At 76.5% G+C, this 24,928-nt stretch carries 18 protein-coding genes; 7 read left to right on the forward strand and 11 right to left on the reverse strand.

What is annotated here, in order from left to right:
- Positions 1–2 precede the first annotated feature (2 nt).
- On the forward strand, positions 3–1,418 hold the full coding sequence (locus VER05_RS18530) for a glucose-6-phosphate dehydrogenase (protein WP_324846782.1): 1,416 nt from the start codon (positions 3–5) through the stop codon (positions 1,416–1,418).
- Here the strand turns inward: VER05_RS18530 and VER05_RS18535 are convergent.
- Both VER05_RS18535 and VER05_RS18540 read right to left on the reverse strand, forming a co-directional pair.
- Complete coding sequence (locus VER05_RS18535; protein WP_324846783.1) at positions 1,405–3,945, reverse strand: ABC transporter permease; 2,541 nt, start codon at positions 3,943–3,945, stop codon at positions 1,405–1,407. The genes VER05_RS18530 and VER05_RS18535 overlap by 14 nt on opposite strands.
- Positions 3,945–4,751: an ABC transporter ATP-binding protein gene (locus VER05_RS18540; RefSeq protein WP_324846784.1), complete on the reverse strand. Its 807-nt coding sequence runs from the start codon at positions 4,749–4,751 to the stop codon at positions 3,945–3,947. Before VER05_RS18540 ends, VER05_RS18535 begins: the two co-directional genes overlap by 1 nt.
- 188 nt (positions 4,752–4,939) lie before the next feature.
- Here VER05_RS18540 and VER05_RS18545 point away from each other — a divergent pair, with 188 nt between their 5' ends.
- Entirely contained in the window at positions 4,940–5,383 is a 444-nt protein-coding gene (locus tag VER05_RS18545; RefSeq protein ID WP_324846785.1) for a hypothetical protein, read from the forward strand.
- Between the two features lie 9 nt (positions 5,384–5,392).
- Here the strand turns inward: VER05_RS18545 and VER05_RS18550 are convergent, their stop codons facing one another.
- The 4 genes from VER05_RS18550 to VER05_RS18565 all read right to left on the reverse strand — a co-directional run bounded on the left by VER05_RS18550 (position 5,393) and on the right by VER05_RS18565 (position 10,884).
- The gene (locus tag VER05_RS18550) at positions 5,393–8,494 is read right to left on the reverse strand and encodes an AAA family ATPase (RefSeq protein WP_324846786.1); all 3,102 of its coding nucleotides are present in this window, start codon (positions 8,492–8,494) and stop codon (positions 5,393–5,395) included.
- Entirely contained in the window at positions 8,494–9,687 is a 1,194-nt protein-coding gene (locus VER05_RS18555) for an exonuclease SbcCD subunit D (protein ID WP_324846787.1), read from the reverse strand. The genes VER05_RS18550 and VER05_RS18555 overlap by 1 nt, the downstream gene beginning before the upstream one ends.
- Positions 9,688–9,797: 110 nt before the next feature.
- Positions 9,798–10,157 (reverse strand): STAS domain-containing protein, encoded by a 360-nt coding sequence (locus VER05_RS18560; RefSeq protein ID WP_324846788.1) that lies wholly within the window; start codon positions 10,155–10,157, stop codon positions 9,798–9,800.
- A 214-nt stretch (positions 10,158–10,371) separates the two neighbouring features.
- Positions 10,372–10,884: a YbaK/EbsC family protein gene (locus tag VER05_RS18565; RefSeq protein ID WP_324846789.1), complete on the reverse strand. Its 513-nt coding sequence runs from the start codon at positions 10,882–10,884 to the stop codon at positions 10,372–10,374.
- Between the two features lie 540 nt (positions 10,885–11,424).
- On the opposite strand from VER05_RS18565, the gene VER05_RS18570 reads away from it, so the two are divergent.
- Positions 11,425–14,037 (forward strand): glycoside hydrolase family 3 protein, encoded by a 2,613-nt coding sequence (locus VER05_RS18570; RefSeq protein WP_324846790.1) that lies wholly within the window; start codon positions 11,425–11,427, stop codon positions 14,035–14,037.
- A gap of 123 nt (positions 14,038–14,160) precedes the next feature.
- On the opposite strand, the gene lepB is transcribed toward VER05_RS18570, so the two are convergent.
- Entirely contained in the window at positions 14,161–14,889 is a 729-nt protein-coding gene (gene lepB / locus VER05_RS18575; RefSeq protein ID WP_324846791.1) for a signal peptidase I, read from the reverse strand.
- A 117-nt stretch (positions 14,890–15,006) separates the two neighbouring features.
- On the opposite strand from lepB, the gene hrpA reads away from it, so the two are divergent.
- A complete protein-coding gene (gene hrpA, locus VER05_RS18580) occupies positions 15,007–19,578 on the forward strand; it encodes an ATP-dependent RNA helicase HrpA (RefSeq protein WP_324846792.1) in 4,572 nt (1,523 codons plus the stop codon).
- Between the two features lie 31 nt (positions 19,579–19,609).
- Here hrpA and VER05_RS18585 read toward each other — a convergent pair whose 3' ends face one another.
- From VER05_RS18585 to VER05_RS18595, 3 genes are all read right to left on the reverse strand, one after another.
- Positions 19,610–20,221 carry a TetR/AcrR family transcriptional regulator gene (locus VER05_RS18585; RefSeq protein ID WP_324846793.1) on the reverse strand — a complete coding sequence of 204 codons (612 nt, stop codon included), beginning with the start codon at positions 20,219–20,221 and terminating at the stop codon, positions 19,610–19,612.
- Positions 20,222–20,232: 11 nt separating this feature from the next.
- Complete coding sequence (locus tag VER05_RS18590; protein WP_324846794.1) at positions 20,233–20,874, reverse strand: GNAT family N-acetyltransferase; 642 nt, start codon at positions 20,872–20,874, stop codon at positions 20,233–20,235.
- A 163-nt stretch (positions 20,875–21,037) separates the two neighbouring features.
- Entirely contained in the window at positions 21,038–22,426 is a 1,389-nt protein-coding gene (locus tag VER05_RS18595) for an MFS transporter (protein WP_324846795.1), read from the reverse strand.
- Positions 22,427–22,669: 243 nt separating this feature from the next.
- Between VER05_RS18595 and VER05_RS18600 the strand changes: the two genes are divergently transcribed.
- From VER05_RS18600 to VER05_RS18610, 3 genes are all read left to right on the forward strand, one after another.
- Positions 22,670–23,278 (forward strand): DNA-3-methyladenine glycosylase I, encoded by a 609-nt coding sequence (locus tag VER05_RS18600; protein ID WP_324846796.1) that lies wholly within the window; start codon positions 22,670–22,672, stop codon positions 23,276–23,278.
- Between the two features lie 96 nt (positions 23,279–23,374).
- Positions 23,375–23,584, forward strand: coding sequence for a ribonuclease PH (locus tag VER05_RS18605; RefSeq protein WP_324846797.1), 210 nt, complete (start codon positions 23,375–23,377; stop codon positions 23,582–23,584).
- Complete coding sequence (locus VER05_RS18610) at positions 23,581–23,958, forward strand: hypothetical protein (RefSeq protein WP_324846798.1); 378 nt, start codon at positions 23,581–23,583, stop codon at positions 23,956–23,958. The genes VER05_RS18605 and VER05_RS18610 overlap by 4 nt, the downstream gene beginning before the upstream one ends.
- A 26-nt stretch (positions 23,959–23,984) precedes the next feature.
- Here the strand turns inward: VER05_RS18610 and VER05_RS18615 are convergent, their stop codons facing one another.
- On the reverse strand, positions 23,985–24,917 hold the full coding sequence (locus VER05_RS18615) for an SMP-30/gluconolactonase/LRE family protein (RefSeq protein ID WP_324846799.1): 933 nt from the start codon (positions 24,915–24,917) through the stop codon (positions 23,985–23,987).
- Between the last annotated feature and the right edge of the window lie 11 nt (positions 24,918–24,928).

The raw sequence follows: 24,928 nt of genomic DNA on the forward strand, positions 1-24,928 counted from the left end.
GCATGGCACCCACCACGCCGGTCGAGCAGCCGGTGCTGTTCGTGCTGCACGGCGCCCGCGGCGACCTCGCGGAGCGCATGGTCTACCCCGGCCTGGCGCAGCTCGCCACGCGCGGGCTGCTGCCGGAGCGCTGGGCGCTCATCGGCACCGGGCGGAAGCCGATCGGGGACGACGAGCTGGCCGACCTGGTCCGCTCCTCCCTCGAGGAGCACGGCGAGCCCGGGCACGCCGACGCCCTGGACGGCCACGTGTCCTACGCGGTCACCTTCACGGAGGACGAGCCCGGCGAGCTGGTCGACGCGGTCCGGGACGCGCGGCGCGACCTCGCGGGCGGCGGCGACGAGGGCGACGTGACCGTCGTCCACTACCTGGCCGTGCCGCCGTCGGCGTTCGCCCCGACCACCCGCGGCCTGCGCGCCCACGGCCTGGCCGAGGGTGCCCGCGTCGTCTACGAGAAGCCGTACGGCACGTCGCCGGAGTCGTTCGAGGAGCTCGACGCGCTGGTGCACGAGGTGCTCGACGAGGAGCAGGTGTTCCGGATCGACCACTTCCTCGGCAAGGAGGCGACCCAGAACCTGCACGTCCTCCGGTTCGGCAACGAGCTGTTCGGCGGCGCGTGGAGCCGCGAGCACGTCGCGCAGGTCGAGGTCGACGTGCCCGAGACCCTGGACGTCGCCGACCGGGCGGACTTCTACGACGAGACCGGCGCCGCCCTGGACATGCTGGTCACGCACCTGTTCCAGCTCGCGGCCGAGGTCGCGATGGAGCCGCCCACCGCCCTCGACGCGGACCACCTGGCCACGGCGCGCGAGTCGGTGATCGAGTGCTTCCGGCCGCTCGACCCGGCCGAGGTCGTCCTCGGGCAGTTCACCGGCTACCGGGACCTCGACGGGATCGCCGACGACTCGGAGACGGACACGTTCGTCGCCGCCCGCCTCTGGGTGGACAACGACCGCTGGCGGGGCGTGCCGTTCCTGCTCCGCACGGGCAAGCGGATGGCGGTCTCGGCGCAGCGCGTCACGCTGGTGCTGAAGACGCCGGACGAGCTGTTCGGCGAGCCGGTCGGTCCCGGCCGGATCAGCCTGTCCCTGGCCGGCGACGGCGCGATCGACATCACGACGACGGTGAAGCAGCCGGGGCCCGACCTGCGGCTCGCCACCGGCACCGCGTCGCTCGGGCTGGACGACGTCGAGCCCGGCGACCCGCTGGCGCCGTACGCCTCCCTGCTGCACGACGTGCTGGTCGGCGACCGGACCCTGTTCACGACGCCGCGCGGCCTGCGGGCGGCGTGGCGGGCGTTCGCGCCGCTGCTCGGCCCGGACCGCCCGGACCCGGAGCCGTACGAGCCGGGCTCGTGGGGCCCCGCCCGGGCCGACGACCTCGCCGGCCCGGACGGGTGGGTCCTCACTCGTAGCTGACGGCGTCCAGCACCCGCATCCGGGCCGCCCGGGTGGCGGGCCACAGCGCGGCCAGCACCCCGACGACGACGGCCAGCCCGAGCATGCCCGCCAGGTTCCCCCAGGGGATGACCAGCTCGGACAGGCCGTCGTCGGCGTACACCGACGGCAGCGCGGACGCGAGGGCCACCCCGACGACCAGGCCGACGACGGTGCCGAACACCGCGGTGAGCACGGACTCGACGGTCACGGTGCCCGCGAGCTGGAGCCGGCCCAGGCCGACCGCCCGGAGCAGCCCGATCTCCCGGGTGCGCTCGATGACGGACAGCGCGAGCGTGTTCACGATGCCGAGCACCGCGATCACGACCGAGAGGCCGAGCAGCGCGTACAGGATGACCAGCACCTGGTTCACCTGGTCCGCGATGTTCGAGACGAACTCCTCCTGGGTGAGCACCGAGACCACCACGTAGGGCGCGACCGCGGCGGCGACGGCGTCCTTCAGCTCGCCGACCCCGACACCCGCGGCGGCGTCGACCGCCAGGGTGTCGACCAGCTGCTGCTCCGGCGGCACCAGCGCGTCGAGCACGTCCGTGCCGACGACCACCGGGGCGCCGATCACGTTGGTGCTGAACACCGCCCCGACCGTGACGTCCCGCGGGCCGGTGGCGCCGGCGATCCGCAGGGTGTCCCCGACGGCCCAGCCCTCGTCCTCGGCCTTGGCCTCCTGGACGACCGCCTCGCCGTCGGCGAGCGACGCCAGGTCGCCGTCGATCGTCTCCGCCTCGATCGTGCGGTCGAACATGTCGTCCCGGACGCCGGCGACGTACACGGTCCCGGCGCTCTCCCCGCCGGACCGCACCTCGAGCGGCGCGGCGGCGAACGCGGCGGTGCCGCCGACCTCCGGCAGCGCGTCGACGTCGGCGATCGCGCCCTTCGGGATGTCGAACGTGGCGGACTGCAGCACCAGGTCGGCGTGCAGCTGCGACTCCACGACCCCGGCGACCGAGGCCTGCGCGGACGTGGCGATCACGGACACGCCGCCGACCAGCGCCATGCCGATCATCAGCGCGCCGGCCGTGTTGGCGGTGCGGCGCGGGTTGCGGACCACGTTGCCGCGGGCCAGCCGGCCGACGGGCCGGAGCAGCCGCACGAACGGCCACGCCAGCGCCCCGACGACCGACCGCGCGAGGCTCGGCGCCAGCATGAGCACGCCGACCAGGACGGCGGCGGCGCCCGCGCCGAGCGCCGCGTCCATCGTGTCCTCGCCGGTGTTCAGCACCGCCGCGAGCACCCCGGCGACGCCCAGGCCGGTGAGGAGCACGCCCAGGACCGCGCGCACGCGGATCGACCGCTCGGGGACCGCGACGTCGTCGCGCATCGCCTCGACCGGCGGCACCAGGGCGGCGCGACGGGCGGGCACGGCGGCGGCCAGGACGCTGACCACGGTGCCCACGACCAGCGAGACGCCGATCGTGGCGCCGTCGACCGGGATGTCCCCGGCCAGGTCCATGCCCATCGCCTCGAACACCGACTTCAGCCCCTGCACCAGCCCGAGCCCGCCGGCGATGCCGAGGGCGGACCCGATCAGGCCGACGACGGCCGCCTGGACCAGGATCGAGGTGAACACCTGCGCCGGCGACGCGCCGACCGCCCGGAGCAGCGCGAACTCGCGCATCCGCTGCCGGACCGACATGGCGAACGTGTTGGAGATGATGAACGCGCCGACGAAGAGCGCGATCGCCGCGAACACCAGCAGGAACGTCGTGACGAAGCCGAGCATCTCGCCGATGGCGTCCTTGTTCTCGTCCCGCAGCTCGGCGCCGGTGACCACCTGCAGGTCGCCCGGGACGAGCGGGGCGATCGCGTCGACCAGCTCGGCCGGCGTGGTGCCGTCCTCCGCGTAGACCGCGATGTCCGCGACCTTCCCGTCCGGCGCGAACAGGGCGTAGCCGGTGCCGGGGTCGATCACCACGAGCGTCGCGCCGGCCATGGGCGCGCCCATGTCGAACCGGCCCACGACCTCGGCGTCCGACAGCTGCCCGCCGAGCACCACCTGCGTCGTGTCGCCGACCTCGAGACCCGACGACGCGAGCGTCGCCGTCTCCAGCGCGATCTCGCCGGCGCGCTCCGGGCCGCGGCCCTCCACGACGTCGAGCGACGGGTCGTCCGGCAGGTAGGAGAACACCAGGCTGGGGGCCTGGGTGCTCTGCACGGCGGTGCCGTCCGCCCCGACCAGGACGATCGAGCCCTGCGCCTCGGGGATCGCGTGCGCGACCCCGTCCAGGGCGGCGATCTCGTCCGCGAGGGCCTGCGGGACGGACGGGCCGCCCGTGGTGCCCCCGACCACCGACTCGCCCTCGGCGGGCTCGGCGCGGACGTAGGCGTCGCCGGGGGTGCCGGCGTCGACGATGCCGTCGAAGGTGCTCGACATCATGGTGCGGAGCGAGAACGTGCCCGCGACGAACGCGACGCCCAGGGCGACCGCGAGCAGGGAGAGCAGGAACCGGACGAGGTGCGCGCGGATGCCGCGCAGCGCCACCCGGAGCATCAGCGCGGCCCGTCGGCGGCCGCGACGGCGACCGGGGCGCCGGCCGGGGCCGTGCCCGCGGCGGCGGCCGGGCGGAGCGCGGCGAGCGCGGCGAGCACCGAGTCCGGGGTCGGGTCGGTGAGCTCGCCGACCAGGCGGCCGTCCGCGAGGAACAGCACCCGGTGCGCGTAGGACGCCGCGGTCGGGTCGTGGGTGACCATGACCACCGACTGGCCGAGCTCGTCCACGGAGCGGCGCAGGAAGCCCAGCACCTCGCCCGAGGAGGTCGAGTCGAGGTTGCCGGTGGGCTCGTCCGCGAACACCACCGAGGGCCGGGACACCAGGGCGCGCGCGCAGGCCACGCGCTGCTGCTGGCCGCCGGACAGCTCCGTCGGCTTGTGCCCGAGCCGGTCCGCCAGGCCGACCGCCTGCACCACGGCGTCCAGGTGCGCGCGGTCCACCGGGCGCCGCGCGATGTCCAGCGGCAGCGTGATGTTCTCCAGCGCCGTCAGGGTCGGGACCAGGTTGAACGCCTGGAACACGAAGCCGAGGTGGTCGCGGCGCAGCCGGGTCAGCTTCCGCTCGTTCATGGCGCTGACCTCGAGGCCGTCCACCACCACGGAGCCCGCGTCCCCGCGGTCCAGGCCGGCCATGCAGTGCATGAGCGTCGACTTGCCGGACCCGGACGGGCCCATGATCGCGGTGAGCTCACCGCGCGCGAAGTCGACGTCGACGCCGTCGAGCGCCCGCACCGCCGCCTCACCCGTGCCGTACGTCTTCACCAGACCGCGCGCGCTCGCGATCGGCGTGCCGTCGTTCGTGGACATGATCCCCATCCCTGGTCGTGGTCGCTCCCCTGCCAACCTGTGGATCGTCCCGCGCCCCGCTCGCACGCACACATCCGGGAGCACCCTGGTCCGCCCCTGATCCCGCCCCCGAGGACGGAGGTCCCGACCCCGGCTCGACTGTGGCGCGGGTCACACCCGCGGCCTACGCTGGAGGTCGAGGTGCTCCGATGGCGTGGTGGCTGGTGCTGTGGCTCGTGCTCCCGGCGCTGACGTTCTCCGTCGTGCTCAGGCTGATCCCGGGGACGGAGTCGTCACCGCGGCGGCGCGCTGCGCGCGAGCGGCGTCGGGCGCGGGTCGCCGGGGTGCTGGACCGGGTCGCCACCCGGGTGCGGCACGGCCGGCACGGCGCCCCGCCGCCGCCCGACCCGTTCGACGCGCTGCACGTGCAGGTCCGGCTGGGGATCGTCGCCGACCACCTGCGGCGGCTCGAGGAGGACACGCACGCCTGGGCGCGGGCCGAGCGGATCATCGCGAGCCAGCTCGCCTACGACGCGCTGCTCGCCGAGGCCTGCCGGCTCGCGGGCGTCGAGGTGCTGCCGCGGGCGAAGGGCGACCCGTGGGAGCGGATGCGCGAGGAGGTCGAGCTGGCGTCGCGCGGCTGGACGTGGTGAGTCGCCGCGTCAGCCCGCGACGACCGTGAGCGTGCTCGACCCGTCGGTCCGCCGGCGCACCTCGATCCGCTCGGCCACCGCCTGCTTGAGCGCCTCGACGTGCGACACCACCCCGACGACCCGGCCGCCCGCGCGGAGCTTCCCCAGCTCCCCCAGCACGGCGTCGAGGGTGTGCGGGTCGAGCGTGCCGAAGCCCTCGTCGATGAACAGCGTGCCGAGCTCGACGCCGCCCGCCTCCGCCGTGACGACGTCGGCCATGCCGAGCGCGAGGCACAGCGACACGTAGAACGTCTCGCCCCCCGAGAGCGTGCGCGGGTCGCGCGCCGCCCCGGTCGTGTGGTCGACGACCCGCATCGCCAGTCCCGTGCGGCGGGTGCGCACGTCCTCGCGCTCGTCGCTGCGCTCCAGCTCGTACCGGCCGTCGGACATCTCGCGCAGCCGGTCGTTCGCGGCAGCGACCACGTCCTCGAACCGGCGCACCAGCACGTAGGTCGCCAGCGACAGCGCGCGGGCGTTGTCGGCGTCCGCGCCCCCGGCGAGCCGGGCCATCCGGGACACCGGGGCGGCCCGCTGCTCGGCCGCGGCGAGCGCGGCAGCCGACTCCGTGACGTGCCGCGCGGCGTCCGCGGCGCGCGCCGCGCGGTCCCGGACGGACCCCAGGAGGGCCCCCGCGGCGTCGGCCGCGCCCACGGCGTCGGCGAGCGCCTGCTCGAGCTCCGCGACCTCGGCGGCGAGGGCGCGCGGGTCCCCGGCGGCCAGGTCGGCGAGCTCCGGGTCCCGGAGGCCCTGCTCCACCCGGGCCACGGCGGCACGGTGGGCCTCCACGGCCCGCTCGGCCGCGGCGACGTCGGCCGCCTCGGCGATCGCGGCGCGCGCCGCCACCTCGTCCCCGAGGTCCTGCTCGGCGAGCACGCGGGCCACCTCGGCGGCCCGGTCGGCCGCGGCGCGGGCGGCGGCGGCCCGCCGGTCCAGCGCCGCGAGCAGGCCGTCCGCCGCGTCGACCCGGGCCTGCTCGGCGCCCTGCCGGGCGAGCACGGTCGGGTGCCCGTCGCGCGCGGCCTCGACCTCCGCCGCGTCCCGCGCGAGCTCGTCCTCGACCCGGGCCAGGGCGTGCCCGGCGGCGACGTGCTCCTCGCCGAGCGCGGCGCGGGTGAGCCGCAGGTCGTCGGTGACGCGGTCGTGCTCGGCGACGTCGGCGCGCAGCCGCTCGTGCGCGGCCTCGGCGTCGCGCGCGGCGGCCAGCGCGGCGCGGGCACCGGCCACGGCCTCCGCGGCGATCCCGCCCTGGTCGGCCCGGAGCCCGCCGGTGCGCTCGCGCAGCGCCGCGCACCGCTCCGTCCGGCCCACCACGCGGGCCTCCGCGGCGCGCACGGCCTCCTCCGCGGCGCGGCGCGCGTCCTCGGCGGCCGCGACGTCCTCCTCGGCGACCGGCTCGTCGCCGGCCGGGGCGGGGTGCGGGTGCTCGGTGCCCCCGCAGACGGGGCACGGCTCCCCCGGCGCCAGGCCGGCGGCGAGCTCCCCCGCGAACCCGGCGAGGCGGGCCCGACGCAGCCGGGACTCCTCCTCGACCGCCGCGACGGCGGCCCGGGCGGCGGCGGCGCGCGCGTCCGTGGCGGTCGCGAGCTCGGCCTCGGCCGCCGCCAGGTCCCGCACGGCCGCGGCGACGGCCTCGGCGTCCGCCAGGTCCCGGGCGCGGGTCGGCGCGGTGGCGGCGAGCGCGGCGGCCGCGTCCAGGTCGGCCACGAGCGCGGCCCGGCCCTCCGGGCGCACCGCGAGCAGGTCGTCGGCCTCCGCCATCGTGCGGGTCCGCACGGCCTGCACCTCGCGGAGCCGGTCCCGGTCGCGGGCGCGCTGGGGCAGCGTGCGCTCGAGCCCGACGACGCGGGTCAGGGTGGCGACCAGCGCGGCGCTGGCCTCCCGCACCCCGGCGAGCGCGGCTGGCAGGCCGGCGTCGGCGAGCGCGGCCTCGGGGTCCGCGGGGGCGAGCCCCACCGGGGCGGCGTCGAGGGCCGCGCGCAGCTCCTTGTCCGCGCCGGCGAGCGCGCCGCGGGCGTCGTCCAGCCCGCGGAGCACCGGCCGCGCGACCGCGGCGCGGCGGGCGCGGTCCACCCGCGCGACGTCGGCGGCGTGCTGCTCGGCCGCCTCGGCCAGCCGCGCCCGCTCCTCCTCCAGCGCCGCGCGGCGCCGGACCAGCCGGAGCCGGGCGCCGGCGCCGTCGGACGCGGCGCGGGCGTCCGCGACCCGTCGCGCCGCGGCGTCGGCGGCCGCGCGGGCGGCGTCCTCGTGCGCCCGGAGCGCGGCCAGCCGGCCCGCGACCAGCGGGTCCAGCGCCGCGACGTCCTCGGCGGCGGCCGCGCGGAGGGCGGCGACGCCGTCCTCGTCCGCGGCGGCCGCGCCGGCGAACCGCGCGGTGCACTCCTGCACCTCGGTCCGGGCCTCGGTCACCGCCCGCTGCGCCTCACGGCGCAGCTCGTCGAGCCGCTGCTGCACCCGCTCGTAGACCTCGGTGCCGAAGATGCGCTGCAGCAGGCCGCGGCGCTGCTCCGGGTCGGCGCGCAGGAACGCGGCGAACTCGCCCTGGGGCAGCACCATGGTCTGCACGAACTGGGCGCGGTCCAGGCCGACGACGCGGGTCAGCTCGGCGCCGGCCTCGTCCAGGCGGGTGGACAGCAGCTCGCCGGGCGGGTCGCCGGCGTCGAGGCCCGCGGCCGCGCCCGCGCCCGCGTCCGGTGCGCCCTCGGGCGCCGCGGTGAGCCGCCACAGCTTCACGGTGGCCTGCTGCTTGGCCCGGCCCGTCCCGCGCTTCTTGGCGCGCTCGTACGCCGGGGTGCGCCGCACCCGGTACACGCCGGACCCGGTCTCGAACACCAGGTCGACGACCGTCTCCACGTCGTCCGCGGCGAAGGCCGACCGCAGCCGGTCCTCGCTCGCGGACGCCGACGCGACCTTGCCGTACAGCGCGAACACCACGGCGTCGATGACCGTCGACTTGCCCGCGCCGGTGGGGCCCTCCAGCAGGAACAGGCCACCCGCGGACAGCGCGGCGAAGTCGACGGTGTGCCGGCCGGCGAACGGGCCGACCGCCTGGAGGGTGAGGGTGTGCAGCCGCATCAGGCGCTCCGCTCCGCGCCGACGACCTGCTCGTAGGCGCGGCGCAGCACCGCGGCCTCCGCCTCGGTGGGTCGCGCCCCGCTGACGTGCTGCACGAACTCGGCGGCCACCTCCAGCGGGTCGCGCGCGGCGGTCACCTCGGCGACCCGCGCGCCCGCCGCCCGGGCCGGCGGCTGGTGCTGCACCACGAGCGCGTGCGGGAACCGGGCCCGGACGCGGCGGTAGAGGTCGGCGGGCCGGTGCGCGTCCGTGACGGTCACCCGGACCCAGTCGTCGAGGTGGGCCTCGCCCGCGGCGCCGAGCAGGTCGTCGAGCGGCCCGGTCAGGTCGGTGAGCCGGCGCGGCACGGGAGCGGGCACCAGCCGGACCTCCGGGGCGCCGGACGGGCCGAGGTCGACCAGCACCGACGACTTGGCGTGCCGGGCCTCGGAGAACGAGTACGCGAGCGGCGACCCCGAGTACCGCAGCACGGTCGGCCCGGCGCCGTCGCCGACCCGCTGCGGGCCGTGCAGGTGGCCGAGCGCCACGTAGTCGACGCCGTCGAACACCGAGGCCGGGGCGTGGTCGACCCCGCCCACCCGGATGTCCCGCTCGGACTCGCTCGCGGCGCCGCCGACGACGAACGCGTGCGCGAGGACCACCGAGCGCGGCGCCACCCGACCCGCGGCGCCGGCCGCCGCGGCGCGCCCGGCCAGGTCGGCGCGCACCCGGTCCATCGCGGCGCCCAGCACGGCGGCGTGCGAGCGCGGCAGCGGGCCCTCGGCACCGGGTGCGGCCAGGGCGTGCCGGGCGGCGTCCGGGTCGAGGTACGGCAGGCCGTAGACCAGCACGTCGTGCCCGTCCCCGGGCAGCACCACCGGCCGGGTCAGGTCGGCCACCCGCGCGAGCACCCGCACCCGGTCCCGCATGAGGTCCGCACCGAAGCCCAGCCGGATCGCGGAGTCGTGGTTGCCCGGCGTCACGACGACCGCCGCGTGCTCGGACAGCCGGCGCAGGGCGTCGGACAGCTGCGCCACGGACTCGACCGGCGGGATGGCGCGGTCGTACACGTCGCCCGCCACGAGCACCGCGTCGACCCGCTCCTCGCGGACCACGTCCACGAGGTGGTCGAGGAACGCCTGCTGGTGCGCCGTCAGGTCCACGCCGTGCAGGGTGCGGCCCAGGTGCCAGTCGGAGGTGTGCAGGAGCCGCATGCGTCGAAACTAGCCGCCACCACCGACATCCCCGCGCACCGCGGGCGTCGCCTGTGGACGACGGGCGTGGCGGGCCGGGGGGCGTCCCCGGCCGGTCCGCCCGGCGGTCGTCAGGCGATCGCGCACTCCGGCGCGGGGTCGGGCTCGAGGGCGAACTCCCCCGCCATGCCGAGCATGTCGAGCTTCTCCAGCACCTGCCGGTGCGGGTCCCGCAGCGTCAGGCCCTGCGCGGTCTCCCCGGCGGCCAGGTTGAGCTGCAGCACGAACGCGAGGCCGGACGAGTCGATGAACGTCACGTCCGTCGCGTCGACCACGACCGGCGCCGTGCTGGCCAGCGCCTGGGCCATGGAGGTGCTGGCCTCCGCCCGCAGCGCGCCGTCGACCTCGCCCCACAGCCGGACCACCGTGCGCCCGTGCGCGGCGGTCACGTCGATCCCCCCGACGGGGGCGGGATCCTCGGTCAGGTTCATGTCCTCGTCTTCTCCAAGTCTGCGTGGGGCCGCCCGATCATGGCCCCCCGGGGTCGGGAGCGCATGCCGAGCGCGCGGGCACCGGTCCCCGGCCGCCGCGACCAGCGCGTGCTCCGTCCGGGACAACGCACCCACCGGCTGCTTCGTTCCCCGCTCGCGGGGACGGTCTTGACCGGACCTTGACCGTCCGGTCGGGATCACCGCCGTCGGGCGGTCAGGCCGCACCGTCCGGCATCGGCTCCGTCACGTCCGCCACGGTCGCGTCCAGCGCCCGTACGAGGTCGTCCCCGTCGACCCGTGCGCCGACGCCGTGGCCGCCGCCGCCGATCGACGCGGGCCGGCCCGGCACCCGCTCGTCGGCCACCACGGGCCAGGCGCGCAGCGAACCGAACGGCGTGATGGTGCCCCGCTCGTAGCCGGTGACCTCCTTGGCCGTCGCGGCGTCGGGCATGGACATCCGGCTCACGCCGAGCAGCGCCCGGAGCTTCGGCCAGGAGATCGTGCGGTCGCCGGGCACGAGCACGAACAGGTAGTCGTCGTCGCCGCGCCGCACGACCAGCGTCTTGACGATGCCGGACGGGTCGATGCCGCGCGCCGCGGCGGCCTCCGCGAGCGACCGGACCGGGCCGTGCCGGACGATCTCGTGCGCGATGCCGGCGTCCGCGAGGGCCTGCGCGGCGCGCCGCTCGCCCTCGGTGGCCGCGCCCCGGTCCTGCTCGCTCGTCATGCCCGCCACCCTACGAGCCGGGTCCGACACGGGCGCGCGGGCGCCCAGGTCAGCGGGGTCGCCGGGAAGACCGGGCCGGCCGCACCGGAGCCCGGCGCGCGCGTCGCGGCGCAGGTCAGCCCGCGTCCCGACCCGGCCCGGGTGGCGACGCCGGCGGCCCTCGGTCCACCTGCTGACGCGGATCCGTCCGACAAGCGGACGGGTCCGGCAGGCGCCCCGCCGACCTCGCCCGCGCGCCCCGCGCGGCGGGCCGGGCGACCCCGGTGGTCAGTCGCCCGCCGCGCCCGCGGGCGCCCCCGCCGCGCCCGGTTGCCCGCGGCACCCGCTCCTTGACCCTCACCCGAACGGGTGACGTACTGGCCCGACGAGGCGACCGCCCGCGAGAAGGCACGGGCGACCCGCGATCCAGGGGGTTCGACGATGCACCCACGTACCCGGCGCGCCAGCGTGCCCGCGGTCCTCGCGGCACTGGCGCTGACTGTCCCGGTCGGAGCCGCCGCGGCGGCCTCTCCCGACGACGACCCCGCGGTGGAGACCGCGGTGACCGAGGCCCTGCAGGAGGCGCAGTCGTTCCCGTCGGACTTCTGGTGGGACGAGTCGCCGGACGACACCGCCCGGGCGCGCTCGATCCTCCGGCAGATGACCCTCGACGAGAAGGTCGACCTGATGCACGGGGAGCTGAACAACTTCTTCGGCTTCTACAACCGGCCGATCGACCGGCTCGGCATCCCGGCGCTCACCATGGCGGACGGCCCGGCGGGCGTGCGGATCGCCAACCCGGACGTCAACGGCAAGCGGTCCACGCAGCTGCCGTCGCCGATCGCGCTGGCCGCGACCTGGGACGGCGCCCTCGCGCAGGAGTACGGCCGGCTCGCGGGCGACGAGGCGCACCGGACCGGGCACAACGTGCTGCTCGCGCCGGCGTTCGACATCGCCCGCGTGCCGCAGGGCGGCCGCGCGTTCGAGGCCTTCGGCGAGGACCCGCTGCTGTCCGGGACGATGGGCGCCGCCGAGATCCGCGGCATCCAGTCGAACCCGGTGATCGCCGACCTCAAGCACTACAACGTGTACACGCAGGAGCAGAACCGGCTGACCGGCGGCAACGCCGTCGTCGACGAGCGGGCCCTGCAGGAGATCTACACCCGGCCGTTCCAGATCGGGCAGGAGACCGGCCGCGCCGGGTCCGCGATGTGCTCGTTCAACGCGGTGAACGGCACGCCCGCCTGCGCGAACGACGAGCTGCTCAACCAGATCCTCAAGCAGCAGCTCGGCTTCCAGGGCTGGGTGATGAGCGACTACGGCGCCACCCCGAACACGGTGCAGTCCGTGCTGTCCGGGCTGGACCAGGAGATGCCGGGCAACTTCACGCCCGAGGTCGGCCCCGGCGACTGCAACTTCTGCGGCCCGCTGCTCGACGCCGTCCGCGCCGGTCAGGTCCCCACGTCCCGGATCAACGACGCCGTGCTCCGCATCCTGCGGCCGATGGTGGCGCTGGGGCTCTTCGACAACCCGCCGACCATCGCCCCCCTGCCCGAGGACGCCAACTCCGCGTTCTCCCGGTCCGTGTCCGAGCGGGCGTCGGTGCTGCTGAAGAACGCCGGGGGCACGCTCCCCCTCGGCGCGGACGTCGGCTCGGTCGCCGTGTCCGGCGCGGACGCCGACGTCGTCGTGCAGGGCGGTGGGTCCTCGCTGGTCAACCCCACCCGGACCGTCAGCCCGCTGCAGGGCATCCAGGCGCGGGCCGGCGCCGGTGTCACCGTCACGCACACCGCCGGCAACGACCCCGTCACCTCGGCGTCGCTGCTGCCCGGGCCGGACCCGATCCCGTCCGACTTCCTGTCCTCGGCGCTCGGCGACGGCGCGGGCGTGCGGGTCGAGTACTTCGACTCGTCCGACCTGTCCGGCGACCCGGCGGTCGACCGCACCGAGCCGTACGTGGGCATCAACGGCGGGTTCTACCTGTTCGAAGGGCTCAACTCGCAGTCGCCGCACTTCCCGGCGCAGACCAATGAGCACACCTCGTCGATCCGGTGGACGGGCACGCTGACCGCCCCGGTCGCGGGCAGCTACGAGCTCGCGCTCACCACCAACAGCACCGCGACCGTCTTCCTCGACGACGCGCCGGTGCTCACGACGAGCCCGTCCGACGAGCCGGTGGTCAGCACCGCCTCGGTCGACCTGGCCGCCGGGTCCGAGCACGCGCTGCGCGTCGAGTACACCGGTGTGCCCGAGCCGGGCACGGACCAGGGCGCCCAGCTGCGGCTCGGCTGGACCCCGCCGGAGCCCGTCGTCCCGCCGAGCGCCCAGGCCGCGGCCGACGCGGCCCGGTCCGCGCAGGCGGCCGTCGTGGTCGTCCGCGACTACGCGACCGAGGGCGGCGACAAGCCGAGCCTCGACCTGCCGAACGGCCAGGCCGAGCTCATCCGGCAGGTCGCCGCGGCCAACCCGCGCACGATCGTCGTGCTCGAGGTCGGCGGCGTCGTGCAGACGTCGGACTGGGACGGCGGCGTCGGCGCCGTGCTGCACAACTGGTTCGGCGGGCAGGAGCAGGGCGCCGCGATCGCCGCGCTGCTCTACGGCGACGCCAACCCGTCCGGCCGGCTGCCGGTCACCATCCCGGTCGACGAGGCGTCCACGCCGGTCAGCGACCCGGCGCAGTACCCGGGCGACGGGCTCGACCAGCAGTTCAGCGAGGGCATCTTCGTCGGCTACCGCGGGTACGCCGAGAACGGGATCACCCCGCAGTACGCCTTCGGGCACGGCCTGTCCTACACGACCTACCGGTACGCGAACCTGCGCACCGCGGTCGTCCCCGGCGCCGACGGCGGCTCGCAGCTGCAGGCCACGGTCGACGTCACCAACACCGGCGCGGTCGCCGGCACCGAGACCGTCCAGGTCTACGTCGGGAACCTGCCGACCCGCCGGGTCAGCAGCGCGCCGATCTCCCTGGCCGGGTTCGGCACCGCCACGCTCGCGCCCGGGCAGACGCAGACCGTCACCGTGACGCTCAGCCCGGAGTCGCTGTCCTACTGGGACGTCGACCTCGACGCGTGGCGCACCCCGACCGGCACGATCCCGGTCCTGGTCGGTGCGGCGTCGGACGACATCCGGCTCCGCGGCACCCTGGCGATCTCGGACGCGATCGTGCGCTGAGCCGCCGGGCCGCGCACGGCCGCCGCACCGCCGAGATAGGGCCTCCCGCGCGAGACAGGACCGTCGACGGTCCTATCTCGGCCCGGGGGCCCTATCTCGGCGTCCGGGGTCCGGGCGCGAGCGTCAGGACGGGGCCGGGACGTCCGCGAAGACGTCACCCGGGTTGCGCAGCACCGCCGCGCGGTCGAACGGCCACGGGACCGCGAACGCCGTCCCCACGACGTCGGCCAGCGGGACCGCACCGCCGCCCGGGTCGCCCTGGTGCCACCGCGAGTCGCGCGAGCCCGACCGGTTGTCTCCCAGGACCCACAGCGCGCCGTCCGGCACCGTCACGTCGAACGGGATGTCGCTCGGCCCGACGCCGGCGGCGAGGTACGCCGCCTCGTCGACGGGCACGCCGTTGACCGTCACCGGCGACCCGTCGCCCGCCGCCGCCACCCGGTCGCCCGGCAGCCCGATCACCCGCTTGATGAGGTGGCCCGTCGACTGCTCCGGGGCCAGGCCGACCGTGGCGAGCGCGCGCTGCACCGCCGACGCCCGCGGCGCCTCCTCCGGCGTCAGCCAGCCACCCGGGTCGGCGAACACCACGACGTCGCCCCGGTGCACGTCGAACGGCGCGGGCACCAGCCGGCTCACCAGCACCCGGTCGCACTCGAGCAGGGTGTCGCGCATCGACGACGAGGGGATGACGAAAGCCTGCACCACGAACGTCTTGAGCAGCCAGGACAGCAGGATCGCCGAGCCCAGGACGATCGCGGTCTCCCGGGCGACCGAGACGACCCGGCCGCGGCGGCGCCCGGGCGGTTCCGCGGCGTCCGGCGGCGTGGGGTCGTCGGGTCCGGGCTCCGTCACCGGGCCACCGTCCCACAGCGCCCGCACCGCGCGTGGCCGGTTCGCCGGCACCCCGTGATCGCCCTGCGCGAATCGAGATCGCGTCCCCCGCCCCCGTGCGGTGACAATGGACCGCCGATGACAGCCGCCGACCCCACCAGCCCCGCCCCCGCCCCCGCACCCGTCCCCGCGAGCGGCGACGGCGGCGACGCCGCTCCCGGTCGCCCGCGGCGGCGACGCGGCGGCCGCGGCCGGCGCCCCGCGGGCGAGGGCCGTGCGACGGACCGGCGCGACCCCGAGCAGCGCCCCGACGCCCCGGACGGCGCCCGCGCGGACGCCCGCCCCGACGCCGACCGCCGTCGCGGCCAGGACCCCCGCCGCACCGCGGACCCCCGCCGCGGCCGCGAGTCCCGGGGCCGCGAGTCCCGCGCCCGCCGCCTCGCGGCCCTCGCCGACGCGCGCCGCGCCGTCGTGCTCCCGCCCGTCGTCTACCCCGAGCAGCTCCCCGTCTCGGCGCGGCGCCAGGAGATCGCCGCGGCGATCCGCGACCACCAGGTCGTCATCGTCGCCGGCGAGACCGGGTCCGGGAAGACCACGCAGCTGCCCAAGATCGCCCTGGAGCTCGGCCGCGGACGGGACGGCCAGATCGGCCACACCCAGCCCCGCCGGATCGCCGCGCGCACGGTCGCGGAGCGGATCGCCGAGGAGCTCGGCACGACGATCGGCGAGCTCGTCGGCTACCAGGTGCGGTTCACCGACGAGTCGTCGGACCGCACGCTGGTGAAGGTCATGACCGACGGCATCCTGCTCGCGCAGATCCAGCGCGACCCGGAGCTGCGCGCCTACGACACGCTGATCATCGACGAGGCGCACGAGCGGTCGCTCAACATCGACTTCATCCTGGGCTACCTGGCCCAGCTGCTGCCGCGCCGCCCCGACCTCAAGGTCGTCATCACGTCGGCGACGATCGACTCGGCGCGGTTCGCCGCGCACTTCGCCGGCCCGGCGGACGCCGAGCACCCCGAGGGCGTCCCCGCGCCGGTCGTCGAGGTCACCGGCCGCACCTACCCCGTCGAGCTCCGGTACCGGCCGCTGTCGCCCGACCGCCCGACCGACGACCCGGACGACCTCGACGCCGACGACGGCGCCCGCCCGCGCGCGGGTTCCCGCGGCGCCGCGTCGAAGGGCGCGAAGACCCCGCCGCCCGCCGAGGACCGGGACCTCATGACGGCGATCTGCGAGGCGGTCGACGAGCTCGCGGGCGAGGGCCCCGGCGACGTCCTGGTGTTCCTGTCCGGCGAGCGGGAGATCCGCGACGCCGAGGAGGCGCTGCGCGGCCACCTGGGCCCGCGGGTGACCGACCAGCGCCGCCCCGACGCCGTCGAGCTGCTGCCGCTGTACGGCCGGCTGTCCGCCGCCGAGCAGCACCGTGTGTTCCAGCAGCACAGCACCCGCCGCGTCGTGCTCGCCACGAACGTCGCCGAGACCTCGCTGACCGTGCCGGGCATCCGGTACGTCGTCGACCCCGGCACCGCGCGCATCTCCCGGTACTCCAAGGCCACCAAGGTGCAGCGGCTGCCGATCGAGCCCATCTCGCAGGCGTCGGCCAACCAGCGCTCGGGCCGCTGCGGCCGCGTCGCGGACGGCATCGCGATCCGGCTGTACTCCGAGGACGACTTCGCGTCCCGACCCCGGTTCACCGAGCCCGAGATCCTGCGGACCTCGCTCGCGTCCGTGATCCTGCAGATGGTGGCCGTCGGCGTCGCGACCGGGCCGGACGACGTCGCGTCGTTCCCGTTCGTCGACCCGCCGGACACCCGCGCCGTGCGCGACGGCGTGCAGCTGCTGACCGAGCTCGGCGCGCTCGAGACGGACGCGGCCGGCACCCGGCTCACGGACACCGGCCGCGCGCTCGCGCAGCTGCCGATGGACCCGCGGCTGGCCCGGATGATCGTCGAGGGCGGCCGGCGGGGCGTGGCGCGCGAGGTGATGATCGTCGCCGCGGCGCTGTCGATCCAGGACCCGCGCGAGCGGCCGGTCGAGACGCGCGCCCAGGCCGACCAGCTGCACGCCCGGTTCGCCGACCCCACGTCCGACTTCCTGGCGTACCTCAACCTCTGGCAGTACGTGCGCGACGCGCAGCGCGACCTGTCCGGCTCGGCGTTCCGCCGGCTGTGCCGGTCCGAGTACCTGAACTACCTGCGGCTGCGCGAGTGGCAGGACGTGGTGACGCAGCTCAAGGAGCTCGCGAAGCCGCTCGGCATCACCATGAACCCGCCGCGGCGGACCGACCGCGACCTGTCCGAGGAGCGCGACCCGGCGACCGAGGGCCGCGGGGCGCACCGGCTCGAGTGGGACGCCGACCGGGTGCACGTCGCGCTGCTGTCCGGCCTGCTGTCGCAGATCGGCATGCAGGAGGCGTCGGACCTGTCCGGCGGCAGCGCCCCGGCCCGGGGGAAGGGCGGCCGGGACGGCGGGCGCGCCCCGGACCGCCGCGGGCGCAACGAGTACCTCGGCGCCCGCGGCGCGAAGTTCGCGATCTTCCCCGGCTCCGGCCTGGCCAAGAAGCCGCCGGCCTGGGTGATGGCGGGCGAGCTCGTCGAGACCTCGCGGCTGTGGGCCCGCGACGCCGCCCGCATCCAGCCGGAGTGGGCCGAGGACCTGGCAGCGCACCTGGTGAAGCGGTCCTACTCCGAGCCGTCCTGGTCGTCCAAGCAGGGCGCGGCGATGGCCCTGGAGCGGGTCATGCTCTACGGCGTCCCGATCGTCACCGGGCGGCGGGTGCTGTTCGGCACGGTCGACGCCGAGCACGCGCGCGAGCTGTTCATCCGGCACGCGCTCGTCGAGGGCGACTGGACCACGCACCACGCGTTCTTCGCCGAGAACCGCCGGCTGCTCCAGGAGGCCGAGGACCTGGAGGCCCGGTCCCGGCGCCGCGGCCTGGTCGTCGACGACGACGCGCTGTTCGACTTCTACGACGAGCGGATCCCCGACGACGTCGTGTCCGCGCGGCACTTCGACCAGTGGTGGAAGGGTGCGCGCCGCCGCGAGCCCGACCTGCTGACGTTCACCCGCGAGCTGCTGGTCGCCGACGACGGCGGCGTGGACGAGTCGTCCTTCCCGTCGACCTGGCCGCAGGGCGACCTCGCGCTGCCGCTGACCTACCAGTTCCAGCCGGGCACCGACGCGGACGGCGTCACGGTGCACGTCCCGCTCGTGGCGCTGGCCCGGGTGCGGCCGGACGGCTTCGACTGGATGGTGCCGGGGCTCCGCGAGGAGCTGGTGACCGCGACGATCCGCGCGCTGCCGAAGCCGGTCCGGGTGCAGCTCGTGCCCGCGCCGGACGTCGCCCGCGACGTGGTCGGCTGGCTCGACGCGCACACCGCCTCCTGGGAGGACACCGTGCGCGCCGCCGACGCCGCGCCGTCCTACGAGACCGCCTTCCGGCAGGCGGTCCGGGCGCTCCGCGACGTCGTGGTGCCGGACGGCGCGATCGACCTCGACCGGCTGCCGCCGCACCTGCGGATGACGTTCCGGGTGTCGGACGACCGCGGCCGCGTGCTCGACGAGGGCAAGGACCTCGCGGTGCTGCAGCGGAAGCTCGCGGCGCGGACCCAGGACGCGGTGAGCACGGCCGTGCGGACCGCGGTGCGGGACGCGATGGCGGACGCGCGGGCCCGATCGGGCGGGGCGGACGACGGGGGTGCCGCCGGGGGTCCGGCGCCCGCGCGCGGCGGCTCAGCCGCGGTCCCCGGGCCCGGCGCCCGCCCCGCGACCCCCGCGCTCCCCGGCTTCGACGGCGCCGACCTCGACACCTGGCCGGCGGACCTGCCCGGCGGCGCGCTGCCCGAGCGGGTCGAGACGCAGGACGCGAGCGGCCTCACCGTGCGTGGCTACCCGGCCCTGGTCGAGCACGGCTCCGGGCCGTCGGCGACCGTCCGGGTCGAGGTGCTGGCCGACGCCGGCGACCAGGCGGTCCGGCACCGCCGCGGCCTGCGCCGGCTGCTGGTCCGCGACGTCGGGCTCGCCGCCGGCCGGATCACCTCGCGGTGGACCGGCACCCAGGCGCTCACCCTCGCGGCCAGCCCGTACCCCAGCACCGAGGCGCTGGTCGCGGACGTGCAGCTCGCGGCCGTCGACCGGCTCCTGACGGAGCACCTGGCGGGGCGCCCGGCGACGGCGGTCCGGACCGCGGACGCCTACGCCGCCGCGCGCGCCGCGGTCCGGGACCGGCTCGAGGACGCGGTGCACCGCGTCGTGCAGGACCTGGTCGCCGTGCTGGCCGCGGCCCGGGACCTCGACGGCGCCGTCCGCGGCACGCGGTCGCTGGCGCTGCTCGGCACCGTCCGGGACGTCCAGGAGCAGGCCGACCGCCTGGTGCACGACGGGTTCGTGTCCGAGACCGGCGCGGACCGGCTGCCGCACCTGGCGCGCTACCTGCGCGCCGCGGCCTACCGGCTCGAGAAGGCCGCGGGCAACCCGGCCCGCGACGAGCAGCTCGCCTGGCAGGTGCGGGACCTGGAGCAGCTGCTCGGGCAGACGCGGGCGCGCGTGACGAGCCGGACGCCCGTGCCCGCCGACCTGGCCGCGCTCGACGACGCCCGGTGGCTGCTCGAGGAGCTCCGGGTCAGCCTGTTCGCGCAGCAGCTCGGGACGCCGGTGCCGGTCAGCGAGAAGCGCATCCGCAAGGCGCTGGCCGCGCTCGCCTGAGCCCGGGCCGGGGCAGGCCGGGCCGCGCGGGTCAGCGCGGGGTGGCGGCCAGCGCGACGCCCCGGGCGAGCAGCGCCACCGTCGCCTCGGCGGCGGCGTCGTCGCGGGACGCGAGCCAGGCCGAGGTGATGCCCGTCGACGCGGCGACCAGCGACTCGGCCACGGCCCGCGCGGGGACCGCGAGCGGCACGCCCCCGGCGTCGGTCCACCCGCGCAGCATCCGCTCGGCCTGCTCCACGTACGCCCCGTGCTCCCGCGCCGCGACGTGGGCCAGGTCCGGGGTGCGGGCGGCGACGTCGACGAGCTCCGCCGTGAGCAGGTGGTACTCCGGGTCCGAGCGCACGCGGTCGAGGATCGCGCCCAGCGCGCCGGCGATCCCGGACTCCAGGTCGCCCGCCGCGGTGACGGCCGCCCACGCCCGGCCGAGCGAGGCGTCCAGCTCGCGCTCCAGCAGCGCGCCGAACAGCTCGTCCTTGGACCGGAAGCAGTAGTGGAACGCGCCCTGCGGCAGCCCGGCCCGGTCGGCCACCGCCCGGGTGGTCGCCGCCGCGACGCCGCCGGCCCGCATGACCTCGACCGCGGCGTCGAGGAGCTGCTCGCGCCGCTCCGCGGCGGGTCGGTGCTCCCGGGTCGTGCGTGCCACCGGCGGCCTCCTCAGGCGTGCGTCGCGAGCGTCCGGTCGTGGACCGCGGCCCGCCACATCGGGACGGGCGCAGCGGACGAGAACCCGCCGACCCTACCGGCGGCCCGGAACCCGTGGCGGGCGTAGAGCGCGGCGCTGCGGTCGGTCGACGCCTCCAGGTACGCCGGCGCCGGGGGCCGGGCCGCGTCGACGGCGGCCAGGCGCGACGCGATCAGGGCGGAGCCGACCCCCTGCCCTCGGCCGGCTGCGTGCACGCCGATCGCGGCGAGGAACCAGTGCGGCTCCCGCGGGTGCGCGGCGTCGAGCGCGCGCTGCAGCCGCAGGGCCTCCCGGAGACCGGACAGCCCGAACGCGCGCAGGTAGGACGGGACGTCCCGCAGCAGGTCGACGAGGCCGGTGCGGGTCCGCCCGGGCGCGTCCCACACCGCGACCCCGAGGATCGTCGCGTCGTCCTCGGCGCGCGCCAGGTCGACCACCCCGTCGCGCAGCCCTTTGCGCACGATCGTCCGGAACACGTGCGCGAGCCGCCGCTCCCGGTCTGAGGGCCGGCCGCCGACGACGTCCCCCATGACCGCGTCGTCCCGGAAGGTGGCCGCGAGGAGCCGGACGGCCTCCTCCACGTGGGCGGGTGCGGCGGCGGTGACGACGACCATGAGGGCTCCTCGGGTGCGGGCGTTCTGGGCGGGACGACACCACCGTAGCGATGTTTTGGTCACCCGACCAGGTCGCTCGCCCAAACCGTCGTGTCGCCCTCCGGCACGGCGCGAGGCCGCCACCCCGGGCGGGGTGACGGCCTCGCGGAGGTCCGGCGGCGGGTCAGCCTGCGTGGGACGACCGGGCGTAGTCCTGGTCCTTGGTCTCGCGGGACAGGATCAGCGCGACGAGCGTCAGGACGCCCATCGCGGAGAGGTACACGCCGACCAGCCAGGTGCTGCCGTCCGCCGCGGCCCACAGCGCCAGCGCCACGATCGGGGCCAGCGCGGCGCCGAGGATCGACGACACGTTGTAGGCGACCGCGGAGCCGGTGTAGCGGACGTTCGTCGGGAACAGCTCCGGCAGCAGCGCGCCCATCGGGCCGAACGTCGCGCCCATGAGCAGGAACCCGAGCACCAGGAACGCCTGGGTCAGCGCGCCGGTGAACACGAGGTCGTCGCGCACCGTGAGGAACAGCGGGAACGAGAACCCGAACACGACGATCGCGGACGTGACGCCGATGAGCAGGCGGCGGCGACCGAGCCGGTCGGCCAGCGGGCCGGACAGCAGCGTGAAGATGCCGAAGAACACCACGCCGATGATCTGCATCAGCACGAAGTGCACGTACGGGATGCCGAGCCCGCCGGGCTCCCCGTCCTCCGGGGCGACGGCGCGGGTGCCGTACGTCAGCGTGAAGTTCGTCATCAGGTAGAACAGCACGTAGGTCGCCAGCATGATGAACGTGCCGAGCAGGGTCTCGCGCCAGTGGAACTTCAGCGTCGTGCCGAGCGGCACCTTCGTGATGGTGCCCTTCTTCTCGGCCTGGGTGAACGCCTCGGACTCGACCAGCTTGAGCCGCACCCACAGGCCGATGATCACCATGACGGCGGAGAACAGGAACGGCACGCGCCAGCCCCAGGACATGAACGCGTCCGAGCCCTGGCCCAGCACCCCGTTGATGATCAGGAAGATGCCGTTGGCGATGATGAAGCCGAGCGGCGCGCCGAGCTGCGGGAACGTGCCGTACCAGGCGCGCTTGCCGGCCGGGGCGTTCTCGGTGGCGACCAGTGCGGCGCCGGACCACTCGCCGCCCAGCGCGAAGCCCTGCGCGAGCCGGAGCACCAGCAGGGCGACCGTCGCGCCGACGCCGATGTGGCCGAACGTCGGCAGGAGGCCGATGAGGAACGTCGCGACGCCCATGGTGAGCAGCGAGTAGACCAGCGTGGTCTTGCGGCCGCGGCGGTCCCCGAGGTGGCCGAAGAAGATGGCGCCGATCGGGCGGGCGACCATCGCGGCGCCGAACACCGCGAACGAGGCGAGCAGCGCCGTGGTGTCGTTGCCCGTGGGGAAGAACAGCTTCGGGAACACGAGGACGGCGGCCGTCGCGTACACGTAGAAGTCGTAGAACTCGATGGTGGTGCCCACGAGGCTCGCCGCGATGACGCGGGACGGCGAGTTGAGCGGCCGGGACGCGGCCGGCGGCGTGGTGGTGGGCGCGGTGGTGGCTGACATGTGCTGACGACTCCTAGACGATCCGGGTGGCGCGGACCACCGGCGGACGTCGGGGGGTCGGCTCGCGGTCGGCTCGCGGGACGGTCGGTGCTCCAGCGCTCGGGCGACCTTACGCCGTCTCACTTGTCAGACAAGACCCGTCCGCATCATGGACGCGGTCGGCCGTCGTCCACAGCCCCGTCGGGCGGTGCGGGCTGTGGAGGGCGGCGCCGGGGTGTCGGACGGGTGCGGCAGAGTGGCGGCATGACGAGCAGCGACGCCCCGGACACCGCCGACGCGCCCGTGGGACGGCGGTGCTTCGGCGACGGGGACCCCCTCTACGAGCGCTACCACGACGAGGAGTGGGGCGTCCCGGTGCACGGCGAGCGCGAGCTGTACGAGCGCATGACGCTCGAGGCGTTCCAGTCGGGCCTGGCGTGGATCACCATCCTGCGCCGCCGGGAGGGGTTCCGGGCCGCGTTCGACGGGTTCGACCCAGCGGTCGTCGCGGGCTACGACGAGCACGACGTCGAGCGCCTCATGGCGGACACCGGGATCATCCGGAACCGCGCCAAGATCACGGCCGCCGTGGCCAACGCGCGCGCCCTGCTCGACCTGCACGGCCGCGGGCTGAGCCTGGACGAGCTGTTCTGGTCCGCCGCGCCGGCCGCGGCCGGCACCCGGCCGCGCCCGCGCACGTTCGGCGAGGTGCCCGCGTCCACCCCGGAGTCCGCGGCGCTGGCCAAGCAGCTCAAGCGGCACGGGTTCCGGTTCGTCGGGCCGACGACGGCGTACGCGGCCATGCAGGCGTGCGGGATCGTCGACGACCACCTCGCCGGCTGCCCCGTCGTCCTGGCGCGCGCTGGACGATGACGTGTCCCCGGACGTCGCGGCACCACCACCGCGCCGGGCTCTGACGTGTCCAGCCCCCTCTTGCCTTGAGTGTCTAGTCCGGACGGGACTACGCTCGTGAAGCGCACCGCGGTGCTTCGGCGACTGCGGCGGGCCGCCCGTGAGGCGGGCGTCTCCTACGACGTCGTCGAGCTCACGAACCACACGGGGGTCGTCGTCGGAGGCGTGCGCTCGACGCTCGGTCGGCACTCCGAGATCGACGACGTCACCGCGCGGAAGTTCTTCGACCAGTTCGCGTCGGTGCTCGGGAAGGGGTGGTGGCGGTGACGCGGTACACGGTCACGGCCGAGCGCGGACGCCGGTGGTGGGTGCTCCAGTGCGTCGAGCACCCCGGAGCCATCTCCGAGGTGGCCCGGCTGGACCAGGCGCCGACCGCCATGCGGGAGGCGATCGCGTTCGTCGCGCAGGTCGACCCCTCCGACGTCGAGGTGGACCTGCGGCCGGTGGTGCCCGACGCGGTCGGCTCGCACGTCCGGGCCGCCGCCCGGCTGCGGGAGGAGGCGCACCGGGCCAACCGCGAGGCCGCCGCGGAGGCCCGCGCTGCCGCCCGGGTGCTGCGGGACGCCGGGCTGTCCGTCCGCGACGTGGGTACGGTCCTCGGCGTGTCGCACCAGCGCGCGCACCAGCTCCTCGTGGGCTGATCGGGCGCACCGCCCGAGGCCCGGGCTCAGCCCGCCCCGAACGCCCGCGCCGGCACCCCGTCCACCGCGACGTCCACGCCGAACACGGCCCCGGCCAGCGGGTCCCCGTCCGCGTGCGCGGTCGTCACGTACGCCCGGCCCGACCCCGGCGCCCCGAACCCCAGGCAGGTCACCGCCGCCGTCGGCACGCGGACCGCGCCCAGCGGCGCCCCGTCCGGGCCGAACCGCAGCACCGCGCCCCCGCCGTACAGCGCGACCCAGAGGCAGCCGTCCGCGTCGACCGTGACCCCGTCCGGCCCGGGCCCGTCCGGGTCGAACGACAGGAACGCCTCGGGCGCGCCGGCGCGGCCCGTCGCCCCGTCGTACGGCAGCCGGTACACGGTCGCCGCGGCGGTGTCCGTCAGGTAGAGGGTCGCGCCGTCGGGGCTCCACTGCAGGCCGTTGCCCACGCCCACCCCGGTGAGCACCGGCGTCACGTCGAGCCCGCCGTCCGCCCCCGCGACCACCCGGTAGACCGTGCCGTCGCCGGTCGAGCCGTCCCGCGGCATCGAGGCGACCCAGAGCCGCCCGGCGCGGTCGCACCCGCCGTCGTTGAACCGGTAGCCCGCCGGCATGTCGGCCGGCCGGGTCAGCGGGCCGAGCGTGGTGCCGTCGTGCACCCCGAAGCCGTCCGCCGTCGCGAGCAGCAGCCCGCCGGCGGCCGCGGGCCACGCCAGCGACACCGGCGAGGGCACGCTGAGCACGGCGTCGCGCGCGTGGTCGCCGCCGGCCCAGCGGTGCACGCTGCACGCCTCGATGTCGACCCAGACGAGGGAGCCGTCGCGCACGTCGTGCACCGGGCGCTCGCCGAGCCGGGCGCGGACCTCGCCCAGGACGTCGGCCGCGGGGGCGTCCGGCGGGACGAGCTCCCGGGCGTCGAGCCGGCGGTCGGGCAGCGGGACGGTGCGCAGGTCGGTCACCCCACGCAGCC

Origin of the sequence: Cellulomonas sp., assembly GCF_035634735.1 — a bacterium.
Classification (GTDB): Bacteria; Actinomycetota; Actinomycetes; order Actinomycetales; family Cellulomonadaceae; genus Cellulomonas.